This window comes from Paenibacillus agaridevorans (assembly GCF_018604145.1).
Lineage (GTDB): Bacteria > Bacillota > Bacilli > Paenibacillales > Paenibacillaceae > Pristimantibacillus > Pristimantibacillus agaridevorans.
In genome coordinates this window covers 3,549,331-3,565,238 of record NZ_CP075889.1, presented here as the reverse complement: position 1 = coordinate 3,565,238, position 15,908 = coordinate 3,549,331, and the positions used below count along the sequence as shown (strand labels likewise).

The following is a 15,908-nucleotide window of genomic DNA, read 5'->3' as shown; positions in this document are numbered from 1 at the left end:
CCGCAGTCAGTCTTGTCGGAAGCAATAGCCCGGAAAAATCGGGTTATTGAAGCGCAGCCAGCCTTGTCGGAAGCAATAGCCCGAAAAAATCGGGCTATTGAAGCGCGGTCGGCCTTGTCGGAAGCAATAGCCCGGAAAAATCGGGTTATTGAAGCGCGGTCGGCCTTGTCGGAAGCAATAGCCCGGAAAAATCGGGTTATTGAAGCGCAGCCAGCCTTGTCGGAAGCAATAGCCCGGAAAAATCGGGTTATTGAAGCGCAGCCAGCCTTGTCGGAAGCAATAGCCCGGAAAAATCGGGTTATTGAAGCGCAGCCAGCCTTGTCGGAAGCAATAGCCCGAAAAAATCGGGCTATTGAAGCGCGGTCGGCCTTGTCGGAAGCAATAGCCCGGAAAAATCGGGTTATTGAAGCGCGGTCGGCCTTGTCGGAAGCAATAGCCCGAAAAAATCGGGTTATTGAAGCGCAGCCAGCCTTGTCGGAAGCAATAGCCCGAAAAAATCGGGTTATTGAAGCGCGGTCGGCCTTGGCGAGAGCAAAAGTCCTAGCGGAGCATCAATTCCGCTGCCAAGTCAGCATCTTGCGCTGGAATTGCTTGGGCGAGCAATCGTTGTACTTTTTGAACATCTTGTAGAAGTGGGCCATATTCGGCATGCCGATTCGCTCGCCAACCTCGGAGATGCTCAGATCCTTCGTAAGCAGAATCCGTTCGGCCCACTTCACCTTGCGGTAATTAACGTATTCCGTGAAGGAGAGACCGATCGTTTTTTTGAAATACTTGACGAAATAGTAGTAGCTCATATTGGCAATCTTGCACACTTCTTCGACCTGAATCCGGTCCGTCAAATGGTTCTCCACGTAGTCGAGCACGGGCTTCAGCCGCACCTTGTCGAAGTTGTCCTGCTCGATCAGCATTTTGCGCGTGTCGTTCCGGAGCAGATGCAGCAATATTTGTTTGATCAAAATGCTCGCCGCAAGCTCGTACCCCGTCGATTTGCCCGTCGCTTCGTCCAGTATGCGCGTGACGCAAGTCGCAATCTCCGCCTTTACCGCAGCATTCTCCTCAAAAATATAATTCGCCTTGGAAAGCGGCGCATGGGTTGCCGAGAAGTAACGAATATAAGGGATGGAGCTATGGTCGAAAAACTGCTCCAAGTCGAACTGCAGCACGATGTAATCGAGAAGCTTCTCGCTTTTGTCACGATGCAGCTCGGATGCCCCGATGATGACCAGGTCGCCTGGACCCAGATGATAGCTGTCCTGCTCCAGATAGACATCCAGATGACCGCTCAAAATAAGCAGCAGCTCAAGCTGCTTATGATAATGCCAATTCGTAAAATCCGAACCCTCGCGCTGCGTTCGGAAAATACGAACCGACAGCAGAGGATTTTCGTAACGGACCTTCTCGTTGAATGCGTCCAATGAGAGCGCCTCCCGTCTAATCAGCGAGCCGTTCGCCGTATAATTTGATTGATGACCTCGGAGAAAATGAGACCGATCGCGATGGCGCCCGATATCATAAACGCTTTTACCCCTAGCTGCACGGCGGTATCGTATTGATCCTCGACGACATGCCGCATGGCATCGTAGGCGAGGCCGCCCGGAACAAGCGGAATAATGCCGGCGACGCTGAATATGATGATCGGCGTCTTGTACAGCTTGGCAAACAGCTGGCTGAGGACGGTGACGAGGAACGCGGCGATCAGCGTTGCCGGGATAACGTCGAGACCCAGCTCAATGCAGATGTAATAAGCCAGCCAGCCGGACATGCCGACGAAGCCGCAGCGAGCCAGTTGACGGATCGGCGAGTTGAATATAAATCCGAACAGGGCGGACGAGATGAAGCTCGTTACGAGCTGATAGACAATTTCCATGCCGACAGGCGCTCCTAAGTTACATGATAAGTGCAACACAACACATTCTGACAGCTCAGAAGTGAAAGTTCAAAAAGTTCGGTATTCAGCACAATAGAGTATGCTTCCGATGCTGCGTTTTTTCAAAAACGCTGTAGAAGATTGGATGAAGGTAGAAACTGAGGAGCGGAGCGTAGTGGAAGCTACGTGAGCACCTTCAATGTTTCCGGAGGAAACATACTTCGAAAGCATCTGCTTAGTTTCGCCTAACTTCGGGCCCCGCGAAAGTAATTGGAATTGACATCGAAGCTTCCCTTCACTTTCGTGGGTATCAGGAAATATTCGATGTCGAGTAGGCTTCTAGGCATACTTCGTGATCAAAAGCGGACTTTTTGAACTCCCTTTTAGAAAATAGACAAAATAGCAGCGATGCCGGAGCCGATCGCGAAAGCGGTCAAAAACGCCTCGGCCCCCTTGGACAAGCCCGAAACGAGATGTCCGGCCATCAGATCCCTGACGGCGTTCGTAATGTGCAGTCCCGGCACCAGAGGCATAACGGAGCCGATGATGATCTTGTCGAGATCATGGCCGAAGCCAAGCTTGACCGCGCCGACCGCCAGACTGCCAATAATCAGAGCGGTCAGAAATTCCGCGAAAAACTTGATCGGCACGATCCGGTGAATAAACAGGAAAAACAGAAACCCGGAACCGCCCGTCACGAATACGGGGAAGAAGTCATGCCATTCTCCCCTGAACATAATAAGAAAGCATCCGCTGGCAACTGCCGCAGCTAGCACCTTAAGTCCGGGGTGATACTCATGTTTAGCCGCATCGATCTCCTTTAGCAGCGTATAAGCCTCATTCGGCCCAAGATCGCCGCCGCTGATTCGTCTCGAGATGTCGTTGACCATGGCTACTTTGCTCAGATTGGTGTTGCGCTCCGAGATCCGGATCAGCCGCGTCACGTGCGAAGCTCCGTCGATCGCGAAGATCAGCCCCGTCGGCGTCACGAAGCTATGGGACTGCTCGATGCCGTAAGCGGCGGCGATTCGCACCATCGTATCCTCCACGCGGTACGTCTCTCCGCCGTTCTGCAAAATAATTTTGCCGGCGAGCAGGCAGGTCTGCGTAATGACATGTGCTTGCTCTGGCGTTATGTCAGCTAATGTATGCGCAGACGTACCTGCTGGCATCGTCAAATCCGTTGTCGTGTCTAACGTCATAACGCTGTCGACGTCCGCTGGCGGAATTCCTCGCGTATGGCCGCCCGAAGCTGGCCGTCCGCCATGACGTCATAAGCCGTTGCCGCAAGCAGCTTGGCTCCGACGAGCATCCTGTCGAGCGCCGTATCGGTCATGGCCGCGTCCCGGAACGCCTCCGTATGCAGCAAGAGCCGGTCCTCGACGATTTTTACATAAGGGTGAATGGCCGGACAGCGCTTCGACACGTTGCCAAGATCAAGCGAGCCGTGATCCTTGCCGTCTTGCACTTCCTCCGGGGCGATGTCAGCCTGGGCGAGATTGTTCATAAACGTTTCCGACAAAATCTCGTTTGTCATCAGCTCGTCGTAGGAATATTCGTAGCTGCTCACCTGGAGCCCGCAGCCGGTCGCAAGCGCGGCAGCTTCCGCGCATCGTTTGACCTTGGCCGTCAGCTCGTTCGTGTAAGCTCGCGAAGCAGAACGCACGTAAAACTTCGCCGACGCATAGTCCGGAATAATGTTAGGCGCCGTGCCGCCGTTGTCGATAATGCCATGAATGCGGGCATCGCTGCGGGTCTGCTGGCGAAGGGCATTGACGCTGCCGAACAGCGCAAGAACCGCGTCCAGCGCGTTTATGCCTTCATGCGGACTCGCCGCAGCATGCGCGGCGAGCCCGCTAAATTCGAAGCGGACGGGATCCAGCGCCAGCGACTGTCCGGAGCGCTCGAAGCTGTGATAGGGATGCGCCATCAGCGCGATATCGCAATCGTCGAACAGACCGGCTTCCGCCATCGGCACCTTAGCGCCTTTTGTCTCTTCGGCCGGCGTGCCGTAGACGCGGATAACGCCGCCGAGCTCGTCGGCGACAGCTTTAAGTCCAATGGCCGCAGCGGCGCTCATCGTACCGATGAGATGGTGGCCGCATGCATGGCCAAGCCCTTCCAGAGCGTCGTACTCGCATAGAAAGGCGACGACCGCGCCGGGCTTGCCGGTATCGTAGACGGCGAGAAAGGCCGTATCCAGTCCCAACACGCCTTTCTCTACCTGGAACCCCGCCCGGGCAAGCATGTCGGTCAACAGTCCCGATGCAAAATATTCTTGATGGCCAAGCTCGGGCTGCCTGCCGATTTTTGTCGCTATGTCGCGGAACGCGTCCGCTTGTTGTTCAATGGCGGCTAATGCCAATTGTTTACTCATCGTTGCAACCATCCTTCACCCGATTATCAACTTCCATTATAACATATTGGACGAGCGCTACATTTAACATTCCGATAACAGTGCCATGAAATCGGGATAATGCAATAGGTCTATAATTTCGATAAAACATTCTTTGTCAATAGGAGGATTGAATCATGACGACAACGATGATAAGTCGGAATACGGCAGGATCCAGTACGGAAGAACCGGTATTGGAGACGAAGCCGATCATGTTGCAGTCTCCATCCATGTCCAAGTCAAAGACGGGGATCATCCGTCTCCGTGATTTCGCAAGATCGGCTCCAGTCGTTCATGAAGACTCATTATGCAAAGATCTGCTTGAGATGTTCCAGGAGCAAGGCGATTGCGAATGCATCGTCATGGTCAGCAACTCCGGCAACATCAGCGGACTCGCGATGCGCAACCGGTTCTCGTACAAGCTTGCCCATCGATACAGCGTCGCCTTGTTCTACAATAAACCGGCTCTCGGACTTTCGGATACGGCCCCGATCATCGTCGATATCGACTCGGATCCCCGAGAGATCATTGATTTGGCCATGTCCCGTCAGGGGGATTCGTTGTATGATTGCATCGTTCTCGTCTCCAATAGGCGGTATGAAGGCGTGCTGGCCGTCAGCGATCTGCTCCGTCTCTCCAAGGAGCTTCAATTGCAGGCGATGGAAGCGCAGAAGGAGACGCTGCTTTCTGCGAAAGAGCGGATCAACGGCATTGATGAAGCCGTAGAGAGCGTACGCGATTCTGTGCAGCTCGGTGACACCTTATCCATGAGAATGGTGGATTTAACCCTTCAGGGCAAGTCCGAGTTAAACAGCATCAAGGAATCATTCCAAAGTATCGAAAACAGCTCCGTTCGGCAAGCCGAACGAATGAAGGAGCTGGAGCGCGAGACGGGTTCTATAAGCGCTGTGTCGAAGCTGATCAAGGAGCTGGCGGAGCAGTGCAACATCCTTGCGATCAACGCTTCGATCGAAGCGGCGAGGGCGGGGCAATATGGCCGCGGTTTCTCTGTTGTAGCGGGAGAAATTATGAATTTGGCAGACCAGACCAAGAAGTCCGCTATTGAAATTACGGCCATCACCAACAACATTGTGCAGTCCATCGTCAAGGCCGTCGAGCTTGTTGAAGCAGGCCGGAGACAGACGGCGTCCAGCGTAAACAGCGTAGAAGCGGCGGACATCGTCTTTCAGGAAATATTTAAATCGGCCGCGGACAACCGAACCAGCTCGCAGACGATTGGAGAGCTGGCGGAGAAGGCCCATGAATTGTCGGCTCAAGTCTCGCAGGAGATGGAGCGGCTGCGTCAAACTTACTCCTGAACAAAAAGCTTAGCGGATGGGGAAAAAGCGCGGTTCGGATTGTTTTTACTTCCGCTTAACAAACGAAAAATGCTCCATTAACAATCTACGAGTAAAATACAGGCTGGGAATCCAGTTCATCGATTCGGGGAGGCATATTAACAATGACGGTCAGAAAAGAATTTGATCACGGTTTGGAAAATCTTCATCAGTGGATTGTCGAGATGGGCAATTTTGTCGAGAAAGCGTTGGCTGAAGCAGTATCCGCATTAAAAAACGTCGACACGGCGCGCGCGAAAGAGGTAATCGAAGCCGATCACCAGCTTAATGCAATGGAAGAAAAAATTATGGAGCTCGGCGCCAAATTGATTGCGACCCAGCAGCCGGTGGCCAAGGATCTTAGACGAATCCTGTCCGCGTTCCGCATCGCGAGCGATCTGGAGCGAATGGGAGATTTGTCCGTCGATATCGCGAAGACGGTGCTTCGACTGGAAGGTCAGCCGCTGATAAAGCCATTGATCGATCTGCCGCGCATGGCAGAGATCGTCGCCACGATGACGTACGAATCGATTCAATCCTTCATCAACGAAAACGTGGATTTGGCGTACAAAATGGCCAAGGACGATGATCAGGTCGATGCGTTGTATGGCCAAATTACGCGCGAATTGATGATGCTTATGATGGAAAATCCGCGCAACATCGCACAGGCTTCGCTGCTCAGCTTCGTCAGCAGACATTTGGAGCGCTTCGGCGACCATGCGACGAATATCGGGGAAAGCGTAGTGTACCTGGTGACAAGCGAGCGTCCCGATCTGAACCAATAGGTCGTAACGCGGCAGCAATATCGGCACTGCGGGGCATCTGACAGCGGTGTGGCGCACCCGAGGATCGAGGGGATAGTCGTGAGTAAGGTCGGAACGGGATTGTTGCACGAAGCAATGGTTAGCGTAGTCATGGATCGCTGGAAGACCGGCGGCGTGGTCGCTCTGTACGTAGAGTTCATGCCGTCGCAGCAAGAACTCGCCTTAGCGATCGAAAAGTGGGCTGCAAGCGAGCCAGGCGTATTCTGGAAGCAATCATTGGAATCCGGTATCTTGTATTGGCTTGAAATATCCTCTGCCGGACTCTCGACCGAGGCGATCGTCGAGCGAGTGACGGAAGAGCTTCAAAGGCTGTCAGGAGGGACGCGTTCAAGCGGCTTCTCCGACGGCAGGGCGAGACGTTTCGGAGTCGGAGCTGCATGGACGCGACCGATGACGACGCCGGAGAAGGCGGAAGCCCACTTGTTAAGCCGCATTCAAGAGGCGGTGGATAGAGGAGAGCGTCACCTGGCTTTGGGCACAAGCGAGCCCGCGCTTGCCGCCAAGGGCAATCGCGGCGAGATCGGAAGCGGCTATCCGATCGGGAAGCTTGCTTCTCCCGTACCCTTGTTCGAATGCAACGCGAAGGTATCCGAAGTCGCCAATTTGTTCGACGCCAATCCGAACGTGCAAGGCGTCATCATCGTAAAGGATAGCCGCCCCGCCGGGGTCATCATGAGAGATCGGCTTTATCAGCAGCTGGCCGGCCAATTCGGTCATGCCTTGTATGCCAGCCGTTCCGTAGAGCTTGTCATGGATCGCGATCCGCTTATCGTCGAAGAATATACGCCGGTTGAGAGGGTGTCTCAGCTGGCGATGTCGAGGGACGAGTCCAGATTGTACGATATTGTCGTAATAGTCAAGGATGGCATCGTCATGGGAGCGGCGACGATCCGAGGCATTCTGGAGTGTATGACGGCACTCCGCACCGAGGAAGCCCGAATAGCGAATCCTTTGACGGGATTGCCGGGCAACTCGGGGATTGAAGCGGAATTATCGCGCAGAATCGCGAATCGGGAGCCGTTTTCGGTCGTGTACGCGGATCTGGATTATTTCAAATGGTTCAACGATTGTTTCGGCTTTGCTCGAGGTGACGAGCTGATTCGATACTTGGCCGAGCTTATGGTAGGAGAGTTCGCAAACAGCGACAGCCGGCAATTTTTTGTAGGTCATATCGGCGGCGACGACTTCATTGGCGTCGTGGATCCTCCATGCGCGGAAGCCGTATGCGAGCGTTTGATCCAAGCGTTCGACGGCGGCGTCCATCGTTATTATAGAGGGGCCGACATATCCGTCGTGGAGAACCGTCAAGGACAGAAGGTGGAGCAGAACGGCGTCACCTTGTCGTTGTCGCTGCTCCAATGCGACGGTACCGGAGAGATGAACCTGGAGGATATATCCATAACTGCAGCCAGATTGAAGAAAAGAGCCAAATCGATCAAAGGCAGCGTATATGTCGCCGGTGAATGGAAAAACAGCCAGCCGAGAGAGAAGTGAGATGATTTATGGAGCAGCACGAAGTATGGGGGAGCGGGCGAAGAGGCCTTTCAGCCCAGCCGCAGCGGCGTAACTACTTGGCCGTGATCGGATTAATGTGGGACGGGACAAGTCCGGATGCGAAGACAAGCAAGACAGAGCGTGGAGAGCTGCAGCAAGCTTGGGCAAGCTTCGCTGAACGTTCGATCGGCGACTTCGTACCTTCTTCTGACGTTCGGGGTCAACATCAATGGTTGGCGAATGACCTGTTCATTTCGTTCCAATTCCATTCGAACGACGAAGAACATCCGGAGTACGAATTGAGCGCGCATGCGGTACGGACGGCGAACAGACTTGAACTAGCCTTCCGCGAAGAGCGGGAGAGACTGTCAGGCTTTCATCCCGGCGGCAAGCTTCGTGTCGGATTAGGCGCTCTGGCATGCGAGTCGGAATCATGCGTAGACGGCCTGTATTACGAAGCCCTGAAGCAGGCGATCGTAAACGCCCAAGTCGAGGGCGGCGCCGAACGGTTGCTTCGGGACAGTTATTTTAAGGAACTGCTAACCGCAAGATCGTTATACCCCGTCTATCAGCCCATCTTCTCGCTTAAGCAAGGCGAAGTGTTCGGCTATGAAGCATTGACCCGTCTGCCCGTCAACAACTACTTCCGGGGTCCCATGGATCTATTCCGGTTCGCGGAGGAAAGCGGCGGCGTCTATCGGCTGGATCGTCTGGCGCGGGAGCTTGCCATCGACGGATGTTTGAGGCTTGGACAAGGACAGAAGCTGTTTATCAATGTCATGGCGCAAATTATGGAGGACCCGCGTTTCTCGCCGGGCCGCACGATCAGTCTGCTGGAGGAGCATCATCTGTCCCCGCATCAGGTCGTTTTCGAAATTACGGAGCGCAGCTCCATCGAAGACTATCCTTCCGTTAAGAAGGCGCTTCAGCATTATCGCAGCCAAGGCTATCGCATCGCGATCGACGATGTGGGAGCGGGCTATTCCTCGCTGCAATCCATCGTGGAGCTGAGACCGGATTACATGAAGGTAGACCGGTCAATCATTCAGAACATACATAAGGACGAAGTGAAGGAGCATATCCTGACGACGCTGCAGGATGTAGCCGGCAAGATCGGCGCGGAATTGATTGCCGAAGGCATCGAACGCAAGGAGGAGCTGGACAAGCTGCTCCACATGGGAATCCCGTTCGCGCAAGGTTATCTGCTGGGACGGCCGGCGCCGTTTCCGTCATGATTGCATGAGCTTTGTTACGATAGAAAATGACCAGTTTCTCCGTTATGGGCGAGGCTGTTTTTTCTTTTCCAAGGTTTTCGGAAGTCTCCCCCTACAGTTGCAATAGGTGTAGAATGGTAAAATACATAGAAACTGTGACGAGGATGGTTTTCATGAGCCGCGAGAAGAACGACAACTATACGGTGCTCTTATCTAAACTGCATATACCACAGCCCCTGTCTTATTCCGTGCCCCGCCCCCATTTGATAGCGAGATTAAATGAAGGGTTATCCTTCAAGGCAACTTTCCTTATCGCTCCGGCAGGCTACGGCAAAACGACTTTAATCGCCGATTGGGCTCGGCAAGTACAAGCGGCAGTCGGATGGTTGTCGCTGGATGACAAGGATAATGACTTGGTTCGATTCTGGAACTACATGACGAAGGCGCTCGAGCAGGCGCTCGGGAGCTTGCCCGATTCTATTGGGGTAGTTGCCTCTACATTGAGCCCCGGCCAGTACGAGCCGTTTCTCGTCGCCCTGCTAAATGAATTGAACAGTGTGCGGGAGCCGCTGGCAATCTTGCTGGATGATTGGCATGTCATCACCGATAAGGACATTATCGCTTCCGTTTCGTATTTCCTGGAGTATCTGCCGCCTTCCGTGCATCTTATATTCGCCAGCCGGAGCTTGGCCGGCTTATCGAAGGCGAGATGGATCAGTCGGGGCTGGACCCAGGAAATTAACGTCGAGCAGCTTCGCTTCGATCTGCGGGAGACGGTGGACTTCTTCCGGATCTTTGCAGCACAGGAGATGCGAAGGGAGCAAGTTGAGCGGCATCTGGCCATAACCGAGGGCTGGGTGACGGGACTGAAGCTGATTTCGTTGTCACTGCGTTACGGAGATTGGACGGCGGAATTCGGACTCAGCCATTCCGGGAACGGCAACCATGTCGAGCAGTTTCTGCTGGAGGAAGTCTTCGAAGCGCTGGATGGTCCCACCCGGCAATTTCTGATGAACATATCTGTACTTCAGAGGATGAATGGACCATTGAGCGAAGCGGTAGGCGGGGAGAACGGCTCGGAGAAGCTCGCGAAGCTGGTTGACGCCGGCCTGTTCCTCATCCCGCTGGATGAGGACAAGACCTGGTTTCGATTACATCATCTATTCTGCGAGTTTCTGAAGAAGGAGCAAAAACGCTGCGATCCCGGCAAGACGGAAGAGCTGAACCGTGCGGCTGCGGTATGGTGCGAGTCGCACGAGCTGTTGGAGGAGGCCGTGGACTATTACCTGGCCGGATACGAATATACGGAAGCCATACGTCTGCTTGAACAGATGCGGAGCATTATGATTCGCAGGGAATTTCAGGCGCTCAGAGTATGGCTGTCTGCCATCCCCGAGCAACTGCTGATGCAGCATCCCTATCTCTACTTTTCGTACATCTTCTCCTTGTTGTGGGCACATGAGCTCGATCTGGCGGAACAACATTTGCAACTGGCCGAGCAGCACTTTGAGACCTCTTCGGCAAGCTGGAGCCTGAAGGATAGGAATCGCTATTTGGGTTATTTGTATTTCGTCCGGAATTTCAAGGCGACCCAGTACGATATGGATATGATTTCGGGACTGGAATACATCCGACTGTCGCTTCGACATAGCCCGGAAGGAACGGATTTGATTTTCGCATCCCCCTACATGCCTCTGGCTCCATCCATCTACCGATCGTACAATGGCAAACGCGGCAAACATTTGCCAAGGGAGCTGTCGGACAATTTTTTCAAGAGCATGATCGATTTCATGAGACTGATGGGCCTGCAGGATTCGATTCTGGTTTGTTATGGAGAATTGTTTTACGAAAGGGGCGAGCTGGAGCAGGCGGAGCATTATTTGAAGCTGGGGCTCGCGGGCAACAGCCAGACTCATTATCAGCCGGAGAAGGTGTATGTTCCCGCAAGCTTGTTCCTGTCGCGAATCAGCAAAGCCAGGCAAGACTTCGCGCAAGCCGAGAAATGGCTGGAGGAGGCTGGCCGAAGGTCGCTGGAGGATGGAGCGGAAGCCGCGTCGATCCTGATCGAAGCGGAGATGTCCGCCCTGCGGATGGATCAGGGGGATCCCTCCGCGGCTGTCCGGTGGATGGAGCGCTACAGGCTCTCGGCGGATGATCCGGTATCCGTCTACCAATTGTTCGTTTATATTTTCCTCGGCAGGGTGTTGATGGAGACCGGTCATCGACAGGAGGCGTGGTCTCTACTGGAGAAGCTGCTCCTGATAGCGGTGAAAGGCCATCGTCCGATGGAAGCGTTGGACATTCAAATTTTTCAGGCGATCATGCTGCGTCAAGCGGACAAGCCGGAGGAGGCGCTGCTGAAGTTGGAGGAGGCGCTGAAATACGGCAAACCCGACGATTATGTCCGCGTGTTCGTAGACAAAGGCGAGCGAGTCGCGGAGCTGCTTTCGGAGTACATCGGGCAGCGGCAGAAAGGAAATATCCGGGACAACAACGCGCCTTCGCTCGCCTATGTGCGCAAAATTTTGTCATGTTACGGTGGAACCAAGCTCTTGTCCATTGAATCACCCCCTGCGTTGGAGTCCTTGCTGACTCCGAAGGAGTATACGGTATTTCGCTATATGGAGGAAGGGATGGACAATCAGGCGATCGTCGGAACGCTTGGTATCAGCATGGGTACTCTGAAGGCGCATATCAATCGCATCTACAGCAAACTCCAGGTAAAGAACCGTATAGAAGCGATTAAACGGGGCAAAGAATTGCAGGGGTAACGGCTCATCTATAACCGGTCCTATAACCGCGGTTAGGTTCGCCGGATAGCGGATTTCGATATAATTCGTTATAGATCGACGCTATCGAGCGACAAAAGGAAGGATAGGATCCAATGAAGCTAAAGCAATTCCTCTCATGTATAACGATCATTTTGTTAGTGACGGGTATTTTCCCGTTACAGGTTTTCGCCGCCCCGGATGCCGCAATGACCGGGGATGGTTCACCAGTCAATCCCTATATAGTTATGACGCTGGAACAGTTGGACGCCGTGCGGAATAATATGACGTCGCATTATAAGCTCGGGGCGGATATCGACGCCTCGGAGACGGCCGACTGGAACAACGGCGAAGGTTTCGAGCCGGTCGGCGGCAACGGCAATGCCGCCAGCCGGTTCACCGGAACTTTCGACGGAGCGGGACATATTATCCGGAATCTCTCCGTCAATCGCCCCGCGACCGATTTCGTCGGCCTGTTCGGGATCGTCGGCTCCGGAGGAGTTGTAAGAGACGTCGGCCTCGTTGAAGGCTCCATTATCGGGAATAGCGCAACAGGCGGAGTCGTAGGGTACGGCGTCGCTGGCAGCTCGATCAGCTCATCCTACTCCAGCGTCTCTGTTAACGGCTCTGTTTATGTAGGGGGCTTGACGGGACGACATGACGGCGCGGTGAGCGATTCTTACGCAACTGGCCCTGTTAGCGGTACTGCCGTCGTTGGCGGGCTTGCAGGCGATCTGGAAGGCGCGGATGTTATCCGTTCTTATGCCTCGGGCGAGGTTAACGCCAGCGGGGGGCATGCGGGAGGTTTGGCGGGGAGTAACTTCGGTTCCACTATCATTCGGTCTTATGCGATCGGCGCCGTCAGCGGTATAGATACGGCCGGCGGGCTGGTAGGGATGACGGATTATGGCTTAATACGGCAGTCTTACGCCAGCGGCGCCGTTAAAGGCAGCGGTTACGCCGGCGGTCTGGTTGGCAGCAATAATGGCGCGTTAATCGAACAAAGTTTCTGGGATCAGGAGGCTGCCGGACAGAGCGGCGCTTGCGGCAACAATACCGATGGTTACGGCGTAACTTGCCCATCGACTGGTCTCGCCACGATGCAGGCTCTTGTACCAAACAGCTATTCCGGCTGGGATTTCACTAATGTCTGGTTTATGATCGAAGGTTCGACTCGGCCGTTTCTGCGTTCCGAGTGGTCGCAGAGGATTACGAATACGCATCAATTGCAATTAATGACGATGAATCCTGGCGTGAATTATACTTTGGCCCGGGACATTGATTTCGGGACCGTGTTCACGGATAACAGCCGCTCCGACATGTGGGCGACCGGTTCCGGAGAAGGCTCCGGCTTTGCGCCGGTCGGCAGCATGAGCAATCCTTATGCCGCAGAGTTCGACGGTTCAAACCATCTGATCGAAAATATGGTGATTGACCGGCCGGATACCGACTTCGTAGGCCTGTTCGGCTATCTCGGCGCCGGCGGCGTCGTAAGAAATGTGGGGCTTGAAGGCGGCTTCGTCAGCGGGAGATATTCCACGGGAGCTCTGGTCGGCGAGAGCTATGGAGGTACAATTGCACAAGCCTATTCATCGGTCGACGTTAGCGGAACCAATAATGTTGGCGGATTGGTTGGACAGAACAATATCGGAAGCATCGTCAGTCAGTCCTTCGCGACCGGCAGCATTGCCGGTCAATATGCCGTTGGCGGTTTGATTGGGCGCAACGAGAGGGGCGCGATCAACGACGCTTATAGTACCGGGTTCGTCAACGGCAGCTCTGAAGTCGGGGGACTGACGGGGCGGAATGTCGGCTCCATTAATCGCGCCTACGCCGCAGGCAAAGTCACGGCTGCCGAGGGCAGCGCGGGCGGATTGGTGGGAAGAAATTTCGAACCCGTCATTTCCGGTCGTTACAATAGCCAGACATCCGGTCACGGCGATGCCGACAAAGGCACTCCCCGAACGACGGCGGAGATGAAACAACGGGCAACTTTTGAGCCGGATTGGGATTTCGTTCATATTTGGACCATCGAGGAAGGAAAGGTTTATCCCGCTTTGCGGGGTATTATCGGCAATATCGGACGGGATGTCGCTCCCCCGACAGTTGTCGGCGCGGTAATGGATGTCGAGCAGCCTGATCGCATACTCCTCCACTTCGATGAAGAAGTTCGCTTGACGGACGCGGATGGGGTCATGATAGAATCCGACGGAGTCGGCACAACTATTATCGATGTAGAAGGCGAAAGTACGAAGACTCTTGCCTTTACCGTATCCGATGCGTTCGAGCAAGGGGCGGAAGTTATTTTTTCCTACGATGCTCTTTTGGGCAATATCGTCGATCTGGCAGGCAACCCGCTGAGCAGCTTGGCGGGCAAGAATGTATATAAGCTGCCGGTGATCGGAATCATGATGAAGAAAGCGGACGCCAGCGACTATGAGGACGGGGGTTGGACAAACCAAAGCGTGACCGTAATCGCCAATGTCGAGGCGGGAGCCGACACCGACGACATGGCCGAGTTTTTTTATACATTGAACGGGGGTTTGGAGCAAGCTTATACGAACGGTTCTCCAATCGTGATAACAGAGGAAGGGACCAACTTGGTTACCTTCCAAGTTACGGACAGAGCGGGCCATATCGTATCCGTTGAGCTGGAAGTGAAGATCGATAAGTCGCCGCCATCGGTTGTCTATGATCCAAGCGGCAGCGAAACGCAAGCTGCATCGGCTTCGCCAACGGTAACGGCAGATGATGCGGCGAGTGGCGTGAACGCGTCTACGCTGCAATATGTTTGGACAACGGATACATCGACCCCGTCTTCGGGCTGGACGCCGTTCGTAAGTGGAACCAGCCTGGCGAAAAGCGGCGTAGACGGCGACTGGTACCTGCATATTCGGGTGTCGGATGCTGCGGGCAACGAGAGCGTTCGGGTATCGGATCGGTTCCGGTTGATGTCCCGGACGGGAAGCGAAGGCGGAAATTCAGGAGCAGGCGGATATCAACTGCCGAAGGGTACTTATTTGGTAGGAATGAACGGAGGAACGGTAACTTTTGACGGGGGTCAAATCTTCTTCCCAGCGGATGCCATCAGCCGTACATTCTATTTGAAGATTACCGAGGTTGCCGATCCGAATACACTGCCGTTGTCCGACGGACAACGACTGGTGAGCAGAGTTATCGAAGTTACGAAGGATCAAGCTGGAGAGTTTGATAAAGACGTTAGCATCCATTTACAATTTGATGTCGAATCGGTACGGGATGATGGTACGGAAGTCGTTCTTCTATGCTGGCTTAATGAAGAAACAGGTCAGTGGATGCCATTGGATAATCGTAAAGTCGATTGGGAGAAAGGTATCGCAGGCGGTACGACCAACCATTTCACCAAATTCGCAGTCATTGCGGTAACCGAAGAAAAGGCTGAGTCAGACGTCCGTTTCACAGATATCCAGGGTCATTGGGCGGAGAAGTCCATTGTGAAATTGGCGGAAAAAGGCGCGTTGCACGGTTATATCGATGGCAGCTTCATGCCCGATCGCGAGATTACCCGGGCAGAATTCGCCGTGATTCTGGTTCGAGCACTGGATTATACCGATAAAGAAGGCAAGACGTTTAACGACATGGCGAACCATTGGGCCAGGCATGCCGTTTCGACGGCTCATGCTTACGGGGTTGTTCACGGCTATAACGACAATACGTTCGTCCCCGACGATCCCATTACGCGCGAGCAAATGACGATGATGATTATGAATGTTCTGCAATTGGAGAATACGCGATCCGTCAGTACTTTTGCGGATCAAAACAAAATCTCGAAATGGGCGAGGGAAGCAGTCGCCGCCGCGGCGGAAAGCGGACTGATTACCGGCTACCCGGACAACACGATAAGACCCCAGGCTCACGCGACCCGTGCGGAAGCGGCATCGATTATTGGGCGATTGTTGTAGAGAAAATAGGAGGACCATTTTTTCGTATAGAACGAATCATATGGTTCTCCATTTACTGGGTTAGT

The 15,908-nt window shown here is 54.0% G+C and carries 11 protein-coding genes; 7 read left to right on the top strand and 4 right to left on the bottom strand.

Annotated elements, in window-relative coordinates; genetic code table 11:
- Window positions 1-12: 12 nt before the first annotated feature.
- Window positions 13-630, top strand: coding sequence for a tetratricopeptide repeat protein (locus KJW29_RS15100; RefSeq protein WP_214630408.1), 618 nt, complete (start codon window positions 13-15; stop codon window positions 628-630).
- Here the strand turns inward: KJW29_RS15100 and KJW29_RS15095 are convergent.
- The 4 genes from KJW29_RS15095 to KJW29_RS15080 form a co-directional block, all read right to left on the bottom strand.
- Window positions 552-1,418: a helix-turn-helix domain-containing protein gene (locus tag KJW29_RS15095; protein ID WP_187101159.1), complete on the bottom strand. Its 867-nt coding sequence runs from the start codon at window positions 1,416-1,418 to the stop codon at window positions 552-554. The two genes, KJW29_RS15100 and KJW29_RS15095, sit on opposite strands and share 79 nt — an antisense overlap.
- Before the next feature lie 20 nt (window positions 1,419-1,438).
- Window positions 1,439-1,870 carry a threonine/serine exporter family protein gene (locus KJW29_RS15090; protein ID WP_087567878.1) on the bottom strand — a complete coding sequence of 144 codons (432 nt, stop codon included), beginning with the start codon at window positions 1,868-1,870 and terminating at the stop codon, window positions 1,439-1,441.
- 383 nt (window positions 1,871-2,253) lie between these two features.
- Window positions 2,254-3,042, bottom strand: coding sequence for a threonine/serine exporter family protein (locus KJW29_RS15085; RefSeq protein ID WP_214631149.1), 789 nt, complete (start codon window positions 3,040-3,042; stop codon window positions 2,254-2,256).
- Between the two features lie 26 nt (window positions 3,043-3,068).
- Entirely contained in the window at window positions 3,069-4,247 is a 1,179-nt protein-coding gene (locus KJW29_RS15080; protein WP_214630407.1) for a M20 family metallopeptidase, read from the bottom strand.
- A 155-nt stretch (window positions 4,248-4,402) separates the two neighbouring features.
- Between KJW29_RS15080 and KJW29_RS15075 the strand changes: the two genes are divergently transcribed.
- The 6 genes from KJW29_RS15075 (at window position 4,403) to KJW29_RS15050 (ending at window position 15,843) form a co-directional block, all read left to right on the top strand.
- Complete coding sequence (locus KJW29_RS15075; RefSeq protein ID WP_214630406.1) at window positions 4,403-5,584, top strand: methyl-accepting chemotaxis protein; 1,182 nt, start codon at window positions 4,403-4,405, stop codon at window positions 5,582-5,584.
- Window positions 5,585-5,727: 143 nt separating this feature from the next.
- The gene (gene phoU, locus KJW29_RS15070) at window positions 5,728-6,387 is read left to right on the top strand and encodes a phosphate signaling complex protein PhoU (protein WP_087567881.1); all 660 of its coding nucleotides are present in this window, start codon (window positions 5,728-5,730) and stop codon (window positions 6,385-6,387) included.
- A 78-nt stretch (window positions 6,388-6,465) separates the two neighbouring features.
- Complete coding sequence (locus tag KJW29_RS15065) at window positions 6,466-7,920, top strand: GGDEF domain-containing protein (protein WP_214630405.1); 1,455 nt, start codon at window positions 6,466-6,468, stop codon at window positions 7,918-7,920.
- Between the two features lie 8 nt (window positions 7,921-7,928).
- Window positions 7,929-9,155: an EAL domain-containing protein gene (locus tag KJW29_RS15060; RefSeq protein WP_214630404.1), complete on the top strand. Its 1,227-nt coding sequence runs from the start codon at window positions 7,929-7,931 to the stop codon at window positions 9,153-9,155.
- A 152-nt stretch (window positions 9,156-9,307) separates the two neighbouring features.
- Window positions 9,308-11,905 (top strand): winged helix-turn-helix domain-containing protein, encoded by a 2,598-nt coding sequence (locus KJW29_RS15055; protein ID WP_214630403.1) that lies wholly within the window; start codon window positions 9,308-9,310, stop codon window positions 11,903-11,905.
- A 113-nt stretch (window positions 11,906-12,018) separates the two neighbouring features.
- Window positions 12,019-15,843, top strand: a complete 3,825-nt coding sequence (locus KJW29_RS15050) for an S-layer homology domain-containing protein (protein ID WP_214630402.1) — start codon at window positions 12,019-12,021, stop codon at window positions 15,841-15,843.
- Window positions 15,844-15,908: the final 65 nt, after the last annotated feature.

Bases quoted from the DNA above. Each gene is read 5' to 3' on its own strand.
- KJW29_RS15090 (WP_087567878.1), bottom strand. From the start codon at position 1,870: ATGGAAATTGTCTATCAGCTCGTAACGAGCTTCATCTCGTCCGCCCTG.
- KJW29_RS15085 (WP_214631149.1), bottom strand. From the start codon at position 3,042: ATGCCAGCAGGTACGTCTGCGCATACATTAGCTGACATAACGCCAGAG.
- KJW29_RS15080 (WP_214630407.1), bottom strand. From the start codon at position 4,247: ATGAGTAAACAATTGGCATTAGCCGCCATTGAACAACAAGCGGACGCG.
- KJW29_RS15075 (WP_214630406.1), top strand. From the start codon at position 4,403: ATGACGACAACGATGATAAGTCGGAATACGGCAGGATCCAGTACGGAA.
- phoU (WP_087567881.1), top strand. From the start codon at position 5,728: ATGACGGTCAGAAAAGAATTTGATCACGGTTTGGAAAATCTTCATCAG.
- KJW29_RS15060 (WP_214630404.1), top strand. From the start codon at position 7,929: ATGGAGCAGCACGAAGTATGGGGGAGCGGGCGAAGAGGCCTTTCAGCC.
- KJW29_RS15055 (WP_214630403.1), top strand. From the start codon at position 9,308: ATGAGCCGCGAGAAGAACGACAACTATACGGTGCTCTTATCTAAACTG.
- KJW29_RS15050 (WP_214630402.1), top strand. From the start codon at position 12,019: ATGAAGCTAAAGCAATTCCTCTCATGTATAACGATCATTTTGTTAGTG.